This window comes from Kordia sp., from assembly GCF_022447245.1.
Lineage (GTDB): Bacteria > Bacteroidota > Bacteroidia > Flavobacteriales > Flavobacteriaceae > Kordia.
Window position 1 is genome coordinate 13084 of record NZ_JAKVBC010000005.1, and the last position, 15231, is coordinate 28314.

A 15231-nucleotide genomic window follows, 5' to 3' on the forward strand; every position below is an offset into this window, starting at 1 on the left:
AAATTTTTGATAAAAATATTTAGTTAAAAGCAAACGGATATTGTTAATCTTTTAAAAATCAATAAAATTTCGTAATTTCGCAGAACTTTCAAAACACTAAAAAACGCAACGATCTGGATATTAATATGATACCTTCTGTTTTGCTTATGTAATTAGAAAAATCACTGGTAAAGTGAATAGAATTATAGGTAAAATGTGTCTTTTGAAAGAAGGTGTAATTCATATTATTAGAAAAGAAAAATCAACAAACTGGTTGTTTTAGAAAGTATCTATTTAATATTTACTGAAAAAGAAATCTTATATGAATACTTATCAAGATTACCTAAATGAAATCGAAGAACGAAAAAAGCAAGGATTACATCCAAAACCAATTGATGGCGCTGAATTATTGAGCGAAATCATTACACAAATCAAAGATGTAAATAATCCAAACAGAAAAGAATCGCTACACTTTTTTATCTACAATACGCTGCCCGGTACTACAAGTGCCGCAGGTGTTAAAGCTAAATTCTTAAAAGAAATAATTCTTGGAGAAGCTACTGTAGAAGAAATCACACCTGATTTTGCATTTGAGCAATTATCGAACATGAAAGGAGGACCTTCGATTGAGGTATTACTTGATTTAGCTTTAGGAAATGGTGAAACAATTTCTAAAGAAGCTTGTAAAGTATTAAAAACACAAGTTTTTCTTTATGAAGCAGATACAGAGCGTTTAGAAGATGCCATGAAGGCTGGAAATGCAATTGCAAAAGAAATCATAGAAAGCTATGCACAGGCAGAATTCTTTACCAAATTACCAGAGGTTGATGAAGAAATTGAAGTAGTAACCTATATTGCTGGTATTGGAGATATTTCAACAGATTTATTATCACCAGGAGCAGATGCACACTCAAGATCAGATCGTGAATTACACGGTCAATCTATTTTTGAGCACAACAAAGAAATGCAACAAGAAGTATTGGCATTAAAAGAACAGCACCCAGATAAACGTATCATGCTAATTGCAGAAAAAGGTACAATGGGAGTTGGTTCGTCAAGAATGTCGGGTGTCAATAATGTAGCCTTGTGGACAGGAGTCTCTTCAAGTCCGTATGTACCATTTATCAATATTGCACCTGTAATTGCTGGTACTAATGGAATTGCTCCAATTTTCTTAACAACTGTTGGTGTAACTGGAGGAATTGGAATTGACCTAAAAAACTGGGTAAAACAAAAAGATGAGAACGGAAAAACGGTTGTAGATCAAGATGGAGAGCCAGTTTTAGAAGAAGTATATTCTGTAAGAACGGGAACAGTACTTACCATTAATACAAAAGAGAAAAAGTTATACAATGGTAAATACGAATTAAAAGATATCTCTGCTGCATTAACACCGCAAAAAATGGAATTTATCAAAGCTGGTGGTTCGTATGCCGTAGTTTTTGGTAAAAAACTACAAACATTTGCTTGTAAAGTTCTAGGAATAGATGTGCCTCAAGTATATGCGCCTTCCAAAGAAATTTCTATTGAAGGACAAGGATTAACAGCAGTAGAAAAGATATTCAACAAAAATGCTGTTGGAACTACACCAGGAAAAACATTACATACTGGATCTAATGTTCGTGTAGAAGTAAATATTGTAGGTTCTCAGGATACTACAGGATTAATGACTTCTCAAGAATTAGAAATGATGGCGGCAACAATCATTTCTCCAATTGTAGATGCAGGATATCAATCAGGATGTCATACAGCTTCTGTTTGGGATGATAAATCTAAAGCAAATATTCCAAGATTAATGAAGTTTATGAATGACTTTGGATTAATTACAGGACGTGATCCTAAAGGAAAATATCATGCAATGACAGATGTCATTCATAAAGTGCTAAATGATATTGCAGTTGATGATTGGGATGAGATTATTGGTGGTGATTCGCATACACGTATGGCGAAGGGTGTAGCATTTGGAGCTGATTCAGGTACTGTTGCATTAGCATTAGCAACTGGTGAAGCAACCATGCCAATTCCTCAATCAGTAAAAGTAACATTCAAAGGAAATATGGTTCCTTATATGGATTTCCGAGATGTAGTTCATGCTACACAACAGCAAATGTTAGATCAATTTGAAGGGGAAAATGTTTTTCAAGGAAAAATTATTGAAGTACATATTGGAACATTAACCTCAGATCAGGCATTTACATTTACAGATTGGACAGCAGAAATGAAAGCGAAAGCTTCTATCTGTATTTCAGAAGATGAAACATTGATTGAATCATTAGAAATTTCAAGAGATCGTATCCAAATTATGATTGATAAAGGAATGGACAATGAGAAGCAAGTATTACAAGGTTTAATTGACAAAGCTAATAATCGTATTGCCGAGCTTCAATCAGGTTCGAGACCAGCATTAAAACCAGATGCTGATGCAAAATATTATGCTGAGGTAGTGATAGACTTAGATAAAATTGTTGAACCAATGATTGCTGATCCAGATGTAAACAATGAAGATGTTTCTAAGCGTTATACGCATGATAATATTCAACCATTATCATTTTATGAAGGAACAAAGAAAGTAGATTTAGGATTTGTGGGATCTTGTATGATTCACAAAGGTGATATGAAAATTTTAGCACAAATGCTAAAGAATATTGAAGCACAATATGGTGAAGTTAAGTTTAATGCTCCATTAGTTGTAGCTCCTCCTACCTATAATATCGTGGATGAATTAAAAGCAGAAGGGGATTGGGATGTATTAGCTAAATATTCTGGTTTTGTGTTTGATGATAATGCGCCAAAAGGAACAGCTAGAACTAAATATGAAAACGTATTGTATTTAGAACGTCCAGGCTGTAATTTATGCATGGGGAATCAAGAAAAAGCAGAACCAGGAGATACAGTAATGGCTACTTCTACACGTTTATTTCAAGGTCGTGTAGTTAGAGATAAAGATGGTAAAAAAGGAGAATCATTATTATCATCTACGCCAGTTGTAGTTTTATCTACAATTTTAGGAAGAACGCCAACACTAGAAGAATATCAAGCAGCTGTAGATGGAATTGTATTGACGAAATTCAAACCGTCACAAAAACAATTAGTGATGTCATAATTTCGCCTGTATTATAATTGAAGCCTGAGTAAATTTACTCAGGCTTTTTTATTTTTACTCATCATATTAAGAGCCGTCGAAATGTTGTTATTTAGGATGATTATATATAAAGGAACTTGATGATTTCAATTTTTATTTTTTGCTAAATTGCAAGAAGCGAAATTAAAACAAGAATAAAATATGGCTTTTGATATTGAAATGATAAAAAAGGTTTACGAAACAATAGTGGAACGTGTGGACAAAGCCCGTGAAGTTACTGGTAAACCATTAACACTTTCAGAAAAAATATTGTATGCTCATTTATGGGATGGAACTGCAAGCAAAGCGTTTGTAAGAGGAAAAGATTATGTAGACTTTGCACCTGATAGGATTGCTTGTCAAGATGCAACTGCACAGATGGCGTTATTGCAATTCATGCAAGCAGGAAAAAGCAAAGTAGCAGTTCCTACAACGGTTCACTGTGATCACTTAATTCAAGCAAAAGTTGGTGCGAGTGCAGATTTACAATCCGCAATGAATAACAGTAGTGAAGTATTCAATTTCTTAGAGTCAGTATCAAACAAATATGGAATCGGATTCTGGAAACCAGGAGCAGGAATCATTCACCAAGTAGTATTAGAAAATTACGCATTTCCAGGAGGAATGATGATCGGAACCGATTCACACACTGTAAATGCTGGTGGATTAGGAATGGTTGCTGTTGGAGTTGGAGGAGCTGATGCAGTAGATGTCATGGCTGGAATGCCTTGGGAATTGAAATTTCCAAAATTGATTGGAGTAAAACTAACAGGAAAACTTTCTGGTTGGACAGCTCCAAAAGATGTGATCTTAAAAGTAGCTGGAATCGTTTCTGCAAAAGGAGGAACGGGTGCTATTGTCGAATATTTTGGACCCGGAGCTGTAGCAATGTCTTGTACTGGAAAAGGAACAATCTGTAACATGGGAGCCGAAATTGGAGCAACCACCTCAACCTTTGGATACGATGAATCTATGGAACGTTACCTACGTGCTACAGATAGAGCAGATGTAGCAGATGCAGCCAATGAAGTAAAAGACTATTTAACTGGAGATACAGAAGTATACGCAAATCCTGAGCAATACTTTGATCAAGTTATTGAAATCAATTTATCAGAATTATTGCCGCATTTAAATGGTCCATTTACACCAGACTTAGCCACACCAGTTGGAACAATGACTGACAAAGCGATTGAAAACGACTGGCCATTACAGGTAGAATGGGGATTAATAGGTTCTTGTACAAACTCTTCTTATGAAGATTTATCAAGAGCAGCTTCAATTGCGCAACAAGCCTTAGATAAAGGATTGAAAACAAAAGCGGAATTCGGAATCAACCCAGGATCAGAACAAGTACGTTATACAGCAGAACGTGATGGTATCTTAAATGTATTTGAAAAATTAGATGCTACGATATTCACAAACGCATGTGGGCCATGTATTGGACAATGGGCGCGTTACAGTGATCCTAAAAATGCTCCAAAAAACAGTATTGTTCACTCGTTCAATAGAAACTTTGCAAAGCGTGCAGATGGAAATCCGAATACTCACGCATTTGTAGCTTCTCCAGAAATTACAGCAGCAATTGCTATTGCAGGTCGTTTAGACTTCAATCCAATTACTGACAAGCTGATCAACGAAAATGGAGAAGAAGTAATGTTAGATGAGCCAACAGGATGGGAATTGCCACCAAAAGGTTTTGAGGTAGAAGACAATGGATACTTAGAACCTGTAGAAGATGGAAGTGATGTAGTGGTAAGTGTTGCAGATGATTCTGAAAGATTACAATTATTAATGCCTTTTGTACCTATCGGAGATGAAATTACAGGAGCAAAACTATTGATCAAAGCACATGGTAAATGTACCACGGACCATATTTCTATGGCTGGACCATGGTTACGTTACCGCGGACACTTAGATAATATTGCAAACAATACCTTAATTGGCGCTGTCAATGCATTCAACATGAAAACGAACTTTGTAAAAAGTCAGTTAGATGGAGAATATGATGCGGTTCCAAAGACACAGAGAGCATACAAAGCTGCAGGAATCAAAACAATTGTAGTAGGAGATCACAACTATGGAGAAGGTTCTTCTCGTGAGCATGCTGCCATGCAACCAAGGCACTTAGGAGTTGCGGCTGTATTAGTAAAATCTTTTGCACGTATCCACGAAACAAACTTGAAAAAACAAGGAATGTTAGGATTGACATTTGCAAATGAAAACGATTACGATTTAATTCAAGAAGACGATACATTCAACTTCTTAGATCTAAACGAATTTGCACCAGGAAAACCATTAACTATTGAAGTAGTTCACCCAGATGGAAGCAAAGACATAGTCTTAGCAAACCATACCTACAATCAAAGTCAAATTGACTGGTATAATGAAGGTTCTGCTCTAAACTTAATCAAAAAAGAAAACAACGCTTAACAAAGAAAGCAACATTTCAATCATACAATAAGCTCTGAACGAAAGTTCGGAGCTTTTTTTTGCCCTTTTTACACCTTTGCTTAAATTCTCTGCACTGCTCTACAATTTGCGGATTACACTTGCTCTCCTACTGTGCTCTTGTGCGCAATAATTTTTGCACCGCTGCTTGTGAAAGGATGCTTATTTCTAGAATTTTCACCAGATTCATAAACAGTTTTTATTAAAAAGTGTCTGTAATAGCTAGTCAGAAAGCTTTAAAAGCGAAGTTTATTTAATTATTTTTAAGAAAAATACAAAGTCTATATACTAAATAACTTACAATTGACGTTATGCTATCATAGTATTGCTACTATTTCATTAGAAGAAGCCTTGAGTTGTATATGTTCAAGGCTTTTTATTTGAAACAAAATGAAAGGCAATCATAAAAAGCTAATAAATACCAGGCATGATTTACCTACAAAAAAAGTCTTCGCATAAACGCATGATAAACATTTGGCAAAACGGACATTAATTAAGAAATTTACAGCCTAAACTTGAATTCTTGAGAGTCACGTTAAAATTTTCCCCAGAAAACCCTTCTATCCTAAAGCAGCAATTGTTACTATGGAGTCAACAATTTTATGAAGTTGTATGGCTTGATTCAAATGATTACAAAACAAATTACGGCGATATTGATGCAATTTTAGCCGTTGATGCGCTCACATTACTACAAACCGATTATATAAACGCATTTCAAAAATTAGAAGAATACCAAAAAACAACGAACGATTGGATTTTTGGCTACTTGTCGTATGATTTAAAAAACGATGTGGAACATTTAGTGTCTCAAAACTTTGATGGTTTACATTTTCCTGAACTGTACTTTTTTCAACCTAAAAAAATATTTATCCTTAAAGGAAATATATTAGAAGTACATTATTTACAAATGGTTAGTGACGAATTGCAACAAGACATTCAAACCATCACAAATACTGAAATTGATCAACAAGTATTTCAGCATGAAGATTCCAATAAAGAACATCGTCCAAAAATAAAACTGCGAATTCACAAAGATGAATATCATGAAAAAGTAAACAAATTACTAGGACATATTCATCGAGGAGATATTTATGAAGCTAATTTTTGCCAAGAATTCTACGCTGAAAACGCAGAAATTGATCCGTTTTCGACGTATACACATTTGAATGCAATCTCAAAGCCACCTTTTGCGACTTATATGCGATTGGCAGACAAATATATTCTCTCGGCATCACCAGAGCGTTACATTAAGAAAGAAGGTACTACAATCATTTCACAGCCAATAAAAGGAACTGCAAAACGAGTTGATGATTCTGTAAAAGATCAAGAAATGGCAGAAAATCTTCGAAAAGATGAAAAAGAACGTGCAGAAAACATTATGATTGTTGATTTGGTACGAAACGATCTATCCAAAACCGCCATCAAAGGAAGTGTAAAAGTAACGGAATTATGTAAAATCTACACGTTTGATCAAGTCCATCAAATGATTTCCACAATCATGTCGGAAGTTGCAGAGACTCAAAATCCTATAGAAATTCTAAAAACAACTTTCCCAATGGGAAGCATGACTGGAGCGCCTAAAATTTCTGCTATGAACATCACAGAAAATCTAGAAGAAACCAAACGCGGAATTTACTCTGGAGCCATTGGGTATTTTACGCCAAACAACGATTTCGATTTTAACGTCGTAATTCGCTCAATTCTTTATAACAGCACAGAAAAATACGTTTCTTATTCTGTCGGAGGTGCAATTACAGCTAAATCGGTTCCTGAAAAAGAATATGAAGAATGCTTGATTAAGGCAAAAGCCATGCGTGAAGCGTTGGAGTCTTAAATACAACACCATCTAAAAAGCCTTAGATCAAAATTTAATTCTTCTTTTTTTCTTAATTTCTTGTGAGAAACATAATACTTTAATAACATTTCTAGGTCGTTTTCATGGTTAATTCGTCTATTTAATTATCTTTGGGAACACTAAGTATAATAAGGGTTTTACTCTGTTTAATCTATTCGTTTGCTAGGAAATATAGAGAAACATATTGCTGAGCATTTATCATTTTTGAAAGATTCAAAATTACTGATCGCTATCAGTGGAGGATTGGACAGTGTTGTGTTGGCAAAACTGTGTTACGACTTACAATTTTCGATTGCTTTTGCACATTGTAATTTTCAATTGAGAGGAGAAGAAAGTGATTCAGATGAAACATTTGTAAAACAATTAGCGGCTGATTGGAATATAAAAGTCTTTACAAAGAAATTTAAGACGGAAAGTTTTGCTACAAATGAAAAACTTTCCATTCAAATGGCAGCACGTGCATTGCGTTATGAGTGGTTTCAAGAAATTGCCAATACGTATGCATACGATTATATCTTAACAGCACATCACAAAGACGATGCGTTGGAAACGTTCTTAATCAATCTGTCACGAGGAACAGGAATTGAAGGTTTAACAGGAATTCCTGAACAAAATGGAATTGTTGTACGCCCGCTATTATCATTCACAAGAAGTGAGATAAAAAACTTTGCAGAAGAAAATGACTTGCAATGGAGAGAAGATAGTAGCAATGCTTCCACAAAATATATTCGCAATAGAATAAGGCACGACATAGTACCGTTGTTAAAAGAATTGAATCCAGCGTTTATGGACAATTTTGAAAGAACACAAGTGCATTTACGCGAAAGTAAAGATATTCTTCATGAAAGTATTAAAAATCTTCGTAATCAATTAGTAGAAAAACTTACGGATGATCAATGTAGAATTGAAATTGCTGCCTTGCAAAAACTGCCAAATCCGAAAGCATACACGTATGAATTGCTTAAAGAATATGGATTTAATACATGGAAAGATGTATCAGATTTGTTGACAGGACAAAGTGGAAAACAATTGTTTTCAAGGGACTATCGATTAATAAAAGATAGAGCATATTTGTTACTACAAAAACGCTCAAAAAAAGAAATCGCTTCCGAAACGATTTTAATAAACGATTCGGAATCAATAATAAAAACACCTATTCGACTACAAATCGAAGAAGTAACGTGCATAACAAATACTGGAAAAAACGTCTTATATATTGAAAGAGAGATGTTAAAGTTTCCTTTAATCCTAAGAAAATGGCAAAAAGGAGACTATTTTTATCCATTCGGTATGAAAGGTAAGAAAAAGTTAAGCAAATACTTCAAAGATGAAAAGTATTCGTTGATTGATAAGGAAAATCAATGGTTGCTTTGTAGTAGAGACGATATTGTATGGATTATTGGAAAACGCTCTGATAATAGGTACAAATTAACCAAACCAACTAACACAATTATTAAGCTAACATTGCAATGAAAAAATTAATTACGCTCTTACTTGTTTGTGTATCCACTTTTGCGGTACACGCACAAATGAACGATCCTGTACAATGGACTTCCGAAATAGAACAAATTTCTGATACAGAGTTCAACCTAATTTACAAAGCAGAAATTCAAACAAAATGGCGTTTGTATTCTCAATATTTAGGCGAAGGAAGTGGTTTTCCAACAGAATTTATGTATGATTCTATTCAAAAAGCGAATGGTTTAAAACTCGTAGGAAAGAACCAAGAAAGTAAAGGAATTACCAAGTTTGACAAAGTTTTTCAAGCAGAACTAACGTATTTTACAGGAACTGCGACATTCACACAAAAAGTAGAAGTTACTGACCCGAATATGACTTCTATTACTTCTGAAGTAATTTACCAAAGCTGTGATGATGAAAAATGTGTTTTAGGAGATGAAACATTCACCTTTGCCATTCCTGGACGTGAAACAAAAAACAGTCTTCAACAATCCAAAATATTTGATCCAGTTTCATGGTCAGGTTCAGTAAACAAGCTTTCTGATGATGAATATGAGCTAGTAATGGATGCTACAGTAGAAGAGAAGTGGCATTTATACTCACAAAAAAGTTATGGTGATGATGGACCATTTCCAACAGAATTCTCATTTATAGATGCAGGTAAAGGTTATGAAACTATTGGAAAAGTACAAGAATCTGAGACTACAGAAGTATTTGATAAGGTTTTCAATAAGAAAATCTCATTCTATGAAGGAAAAGGAACTTTTACACAAAAAATAAAAGTAACAGATAAAAATGCTAAGGAAATCACTGCAGAAGTAGTGTTTATGGTATGTGATGATGAAAAATGCTTACCTCCAACAGCAAAAGAAATTAAGTTTGACTTAACAAAAGCAACAACTGCAAAGCAGTCAGAAAAAAAGGGTTCATCAAGAAGTTTATGGGCAACATTTTTCATTGCTTTCGGACTAGGATTTGGAGTACTCTTAACACCTTGTGTATTTCCAATGATTCCTATGACAGTAAGTTTCTTTACAAAACAAAGTAAAAACCGATCTACTGGAATTAGAAATGCAATACTATACGGATTATTCATTATTGTAATCTATACAGGTCTAGGAACTGCTATTTCAGCATTATTTGGATCTAATGTTATGTATGATATTTCTACAGGAGTTACGTTTAACCTAATCATGTTTGTTGTCTTGATGATATTTGCATTCTCGTTTATGGGAGCATTTGAGATTATGTTACCGAATTCTTGGATGAACAAAGTAGACCAGCAGTCGAATCGTGGAGGAATCATAGGAATTTTCTTTATGGCATTGGCATTGGCAATTGTATCGTTTTCATGTACATTCCCAATTGCAGGAACAGCATTATTGGAAGCAGCTACAGTAGGAGGAATCACACCAATTATTAGTATGTTAGGGTTCTCTTGTGCTATTGCAATTCCGTTTGCATTATTTGCTATTTTCCCTGCATGGATGAACTCTTTACCGAAATCTGGAGGTTGGCTAAATACAGTTAAAGTATTTTTAGGTTTCTTAGAATTGGCATTTGCATTCAAATTCTTATCAATGGTAGATATTGTTCTAGAAACACATTTCTTAGATAGAGAAATATTCTTAGCCATCTGGATTGCTATATTTGGAACATTAGCGCTATATCTTTTTGGAAAAATCCAATTGCCGCACGATAGTCCTATAAAAAATTTATCTGTAGGAAGAGCTTCGTTAGGAATGTTGGTATTAGCATTTACTTTATACATGGTGCCAGGGTTATGGGGAGCACCCTTAAAAATGATTAGTGGTTTTCCACCGCCAATGAATGGATTTAGCGAATCGCCGTATGGAGTTGGATATAAAAAGCGAGTACAACAGGCTAGTGTCAATTATTCTGAAGCAAAACACAAAGATGCTCCAAAACTAGAAGAAGAAGTTTCTCATGAAGGTCCACATGGAATCATAGCTTTCTTAGATTATGAAAAAGGATTGGAATACGCTAAAAAAGTGAATAAACCAGTAATGATTGATTTTACAGGAGTTACTTGTGTAAATTGCCGTAAAATGGAAGAGCAAGTATGGACAGAAGGAAATATTTTGAACATGATCAAAAATGATGTTGTACTGATTTCACTGTATGCAGATAATAGAACCAAACTTCCAGAATCAGAGCAATATGAATCTAAGTTGACAGGAAATAATATTCGTACTATAGGAGATAAATGGAAAGAATTTCAGCAAGTACATTACAATACCAATGCACAACCACTATATGTAATTCAAGATGTCAACGGAAACGATTTAACGGAAGCTGTTGCATATACACCAGATCCTGAAGAATACGAAAAATGGTTAAAAGACGGTATTGATAAGTTCAATAAAAAGAAATAAAACCAACCCGAATAATCATATGAAAAAGATTTCGAAAAGCTTAGTGTTTTTGCTAGTTTGTACAGTTTTTATCGCTTGTGAAAGCGAAAAAAAAGAAGTTGTAAAAAACTATACAGAGGCAGAAGTTACTGAAAATTCAAACCGTTTAAATAATTGGTTTCAAGAACAATTTAAGCAAGACTTAAAAGATTCTCCAGAAATGCAAACGCGTATTGGAGATAAAACTGATTATGGGAAATGGGATGACATTTCACCTAAAGCTGAAAAAAAACGATTGCAAGTAGCAAAAGATCGCTTAAAATGGTTGAATAAAAAGATCGATGTAGCTGCTTTAGATGAATCCGCAGCGTTGAGTTATAAGTTGTACAAACAACAAATTGAAAATCAAATCAATGATTATAAATACAGATTGTATAACTATCCATTGAATCAAATGCATGGAATGCAAGCTGAAATCCCTGCATTTTTGATCAACATGCATCAAATCAAAGACAAAGCAGATGCTAAGGCGTATATTTCACGTTTGGTAGAAATGAATCATTTGTTTACACAATTGGAAGGAAATCTAAAAGATCGTGAAAAAGCAGGAATCATGCCGCCAAAATTTGTGTTTGATCATGTTATCAGTGATTGTGAAAATATCATTAAGGGAAAACCGTTTGACAATAGCAATAAAAACAGCACACTTTGGAATGATTTCACATCTAAAATTGCAGATTTAGCTTTGGAAGATGAAGATCGTAAAAAGCTAGAAATGTTGGCAAAGGATGCGCTTTTGAACTCAGTCAAACCTGCGTATGGTTCATTAATACTATTACTTGAAGAACAAAGAAAGCGTGCTACAGATGAAGATGGTACTTGGAAATTTCCTAATGGAATGGAATTTTACAACACAGCACTACAGCGTACCACAACAACAAATATGACCGCTGATGAAATTCACGAACTTGGATTGCAAGAAGTAGATCGTATCCATAGCGAAATGAAAAAAATTATGCATCAAGTTGGTTTCAAAGGAAACTTAAGTGAGTTTTTTGTCTTCATGAAAAATGACAAACAATTCTATTACCCAGCTACAGATGAAGGTAGAAAAGCCTACATGGACAAGGCTACCGCAATGATTAATACCATGAAATCACGCTTAAATGAATTGTTCATTACAAAGCCAAAAGCAGATATTCAGGTGAAAGCTGTAGAAGCATTCCGCGAAAAATCTGCTGGAAAGGCGTTCTATCAACAACCAGCATTAGATGGTTCGCGTCCAGGAACATACTATGCAAATATGTATGCTATGGAAGCAATGCCAAGTTACCAAATGGAAGCATTGGCGTATCATGAAGGAATTCCAGGACATCACATGCAAATTGCTATTGCACAAGAATTGGAAAATGTACCAATGTTTCGAAAATTTGGTCGTTATACTGCGTATGTAGAAGGTTGGGGATTATACTCCGAGTTTATTCCGAAGGAAATGGGCTTCTATAGCGATCCCTATTCTGACTTTGGACGTTTGGCAATGGAATTATGGAGAGCTTGTAGATTGGTTGTTGATACAGGAATTCATGCCCGTAAATGGACACGTCAGGAAGGAATCAACTATTATACTTCTCATACACCAAATGCAGAGTCAGATGCTATAAAAATGGTAGAAAGACACATTGTAATGCCAAGTCAGGCAACGGCATACAAAGTTGGAATGAACAAAATTATTGAACTTCGTAAAAATGCAAAAGAAAAGCTAGGACCGAAGTTTGACATTCGCGAATTCCACGAAGTGGTGCTTAGCAATGGAGCAGTACCGTTAAACGTACTAAGCGATTTAGTAGACAATTGGATTGCTAGTAAAAAGTAATTCAGTCAAATAAAATATAGAAAAAACGAGTGCTGTATAAGTACTCGTTTTTTTGTTTTTTACACTTTCGTGAGATGGTACGCATTTCAATATAAAGCTAGTCATTCAAGGTAGACAACTATTAAAAACAACAAAAATGCTCTTTGTTTCCGTGCGGTTTGAAACTTCTCAGTAATAATAGTATACTTACTGGAAATTTTGTAGCAATGTGTGAGTTCTATATAAAAACCGTCAATACTTCCAGAATATATTTTAGGAATCAATATTTGTTGTTTCAAGTACTAGCTTATGGAAATCAAGAAAAAATCTTCCTGAAATAAGGTTAAGACATAAAAAAAGTGGATACAATCGTATCCACTTTTTAGTTTTATAATAAAATCAAGAATATTTACTTGATAATTAATTTCTTAGTTGTAGAAGCATCGTTAGATGATAACTTCATTAAATAGATTCCTGTAGTTAATTTTAAACTTAAATCAACATTACTAGTAACTCCATTCATGTCTTTAGAAGAAATTGTACGTCCACTAAGATCAGTAATCGTTATATTTTGTAATGCAATTCCAGAATTACGAATTGTAATATTTCCATTAGATGGATTTGGATACACAGCAAAAGAATTACTTAAAAACTCATCATTTGATAAAGTCGTTAAATTAAGTTCAGTTGGCATATTTGTTTCAGCTACATTATGTACTGCATCTAAAGTATTTACTGAGTAGTAATTAGAAGGATTTTGAAAAGCGGCTTTTGCCGCAGCTACAGCTTCTGCTGTTGTTGCAAAACCAGAAAAATCATAAGTACCGTTATAAATAACATTATCAAACTCATCATCAGCACCTGGACCATTTCCTAGTGCTAGTGCGTGTTGAGGACTAGTCAATGAAGAAGGCAATGTAGTTTGATTGCTGTCAGCAGGATCTCCAACAAAAAGTGTAGAAGCTGAATGTAAAATATATAAGAAAGATGGATTATCTGCTGCATTTCCACCTCCAGATGCACTTGTAGCATCTTGAAAAACAACTACTTGATCCCCTCCAGTCGAAAGCAAAAAGTTTCCTGTAATTCTAGTATCTGAATACGTTGTAAAATCAGTGCCACCACCTTCATATCTTATGATATCTCCAGCATCTAAGCCACCAGCAGGAGCAGTATATTTTCTTGCTCCTTCGGTACAATTAGGAGATCTAAATTGACTTGTAGTCCCGTCTACTCCGCAATCAGTAAAGTAAATACCTGTTCCAGCTGAGATGTCAACAAATGTGACAAATGCAAAAGTGTCAGGATCATCTCCTTGCAATTGTATTACAACAATATCTCCAGGAGCAAGGACTGTTTGTGCAAATACACTGTTCGTTAATAAAAACATTGGCAAGGCAGCCAAAAAGTAAAGTAAAGTTTTTTTCATATTGTTCAAGATTTATTGGCAGTAAAGATACTAAATTTAAAAAGATACCTACAAACTGCTTGGGAATAATTAATATTTAGTTAAACTCCCTTTCTTAGTTTATCATAAGAAAGGAAGTCTAATTATTGTTATTTTGATTTAGCTTCTAGAAGGGAATGTTCCTTGTAAAGCAATGATATAATTAATACCCAAGAAAGGGTTTCTTATGTTAAAAGCTTGTCCACCTCCAGTTGTACTAGTATTTCCAGTAATTCCAACTGAGTTTGGAGCCATAGTTCTAGTATTATCTACTGTATTGTAGACACTAATGTCTCCACTAGATACCTGAGCCACACCTAAATTACCAGCAGAAGGATCATCAGATGTTGCATCTTCATCATTTACAGCAATGCTACCTTTCATCGTTCCAGCATAGTGAAAGTGATTCGGTAATTCTAACAATGTCAGTGTTTTTGTTTCAATTCCACCTCTTTGTCCTAACTTAATATCAGAAAGTCCTGGTCCACGACCAGCATGAATTGGACTTCTACTTCTTAAATCAGGTAAAGCAAAAGATGTCCTTCCATCTCCTCCGTACGTTGTCCCTAAAAGAGAAAAAAGCGCTTGATTTTGAGAGATAGCAAGTAATTGTCCGTCGCATAACGCCCAACCTCTTGGAGCAAAATTTCCAGCGAACATTACGATTTGTGCTAAAAATGGATTCATAATATA

The 15231-nt window shown here is 34.6% G+C and carries 8 protein-coding genes; 6 read left to right on the forward strand and 2 right to left on the reverse strand.

Features of this window, described 5'->3' with window-relative positions; genetic code table 11:
• The first annotated feature begins 301 nt into the window (after window positions 1-301).
• The 6 genes from MK119_RS05095 (at window position 302) to MK119_RS05120 (ending at window position 13112) form a co-directional block, all read left to right on the forward strand.
• Window positions 302-3082, forward strand: a complete 2781-nt coding sequence (locus MK119_RS05095) for a bifunctional aconitate hydratase 2/2-methylisocitrate dehydratase (RefSeq protein WP_290671511.1) — start codon at window positions 302-304, stop codon at window positions 3080-3082.
• A 180-nt stretch (window positions 3083-3262) separates the two neighbouring features.
• Window positions 3263-5530, forward strand: coding sequence for an aconitate hydratase (locus MK119_RS05100; RefSeq protein ID WP_290671513.1), 2268 nt, complete (start codon window positions 3263-3265; stop codon window positions 5528-5530).
• Between the two features lie 541 nt (window positions 5531-6071).
• Complete coding sequence (locus MK119_RS05105) at window positions 6072-7382, forward strand: anthranilate synthase component I family protein (RefSeq protein ID WP_290671515.1); 1311 nt, start codon at window positions 6072-6074, stop codon at window positions 7380-7382.
• A gap of 180 nt (window positions 7383-7562) precedes the next feature.
• Window positions 7563-8876, forward strand: a complete 1314-nt coding sequence (gene tilS / locus MK119_RS05110; RefSeq protein ID WP_290671516.1) for a tRNA lysidine(34) synthetase TilS — start codon at window positions 7563-7565, stop codon at window positions 8874-8876.
• The gene (locus tag MK119_RS05115; protein ID WP_290671517.1) at window positions 8873-11260 is read left to right on the forward strand and encodes a thioredoxin family protein; all 2388 of its coding nucleotides are present in this window, start codon (window positions 8873-8875) and stop codon (window positions 11258-11260) included. The genes tilS and MK119_RS05115 overlap by 4 nt, the downstream gene beginning before the upstream one ends.
• 19 nt (window positions 11261-11279) lie before the next feature.
• Window positions 11280-13112, forward strand: a complete 1833-nt coding sequence (locus MK119_RS05120; RefSeq protein ID WP_290671518.1) for a DUF885 family protein — start codon at window positions 11280-11282, stop codon at window positions 13110-13112.
• Window positions 13113-13500: 388 nt separating this feature from the next.
• Here MK119_RS05120 and MK119_RS05125 read toward each other — a convergent pair whose 3' ends face one another.
• Window positions 13501-14520, reverse strand: coding sequence for a T9SS type A sorting domain-containing protein (locus MK119_RS05125; protein ID WP_290671519.1), 1020 nt, complete (start codon window positions 14518-14520; stop codon window positions 13501-13503).
• A gap of 138 nt (window positions 14521-14658) precedes the next feature.
• Entirely contained in the window at window positions 14659-15225 is a 567-nt protein-coding gene (locus MK119_RS05130; RefSeq protein ID WP_290671520.1) for a tail fiber protein, read from the reverse strand.
• Window positions 15226-15231: the final 6 nt, after the last annotated feature.

Coding starts and splice junctions, on each gene's coding strand:
- MK119_RS05095 (WP_290671511.1), top strand. CDS start 302: ATGAATACTTATCAAGATTACCTAAATGAAATCGAAGAACGAAAAAAG.
- MK119_RS05100 (WP_290671513.1), top strand. CDS start 3,263: ATGGCTTTTGATATTGAAATGATAAAAAAGGTTTACGAAACAATAGTG.
- MK119_RS05115 (WP_290671517.1), top strand. CDS start 8,873: ATGAAAAAATTAATTACGCTCTTACTTGTTTGTGTATCCACTTTTGCG.
- MK119_RS05120 (WP_290671518.1), top strand. CDS start 11,280: ATGAAAAAGATTTCGAAAAGCTTAGTGTTTTTGCTAGTTTGTACAGTT.
- MK119_RS05125 (WP_290671519.1), bottom strand. CDS start 14,520: ATGAAAAAAACTTTACTTTACTTTTTGGCTGCCTTGCCAATGTTTTTA.
- MK119_RS05130 (WP_290671520.1), bottom strand. CDS start 15,225: ATGAATCCATTTTTAGCACAAATCGTAATGTTCGCTGGAAATTTTGCT.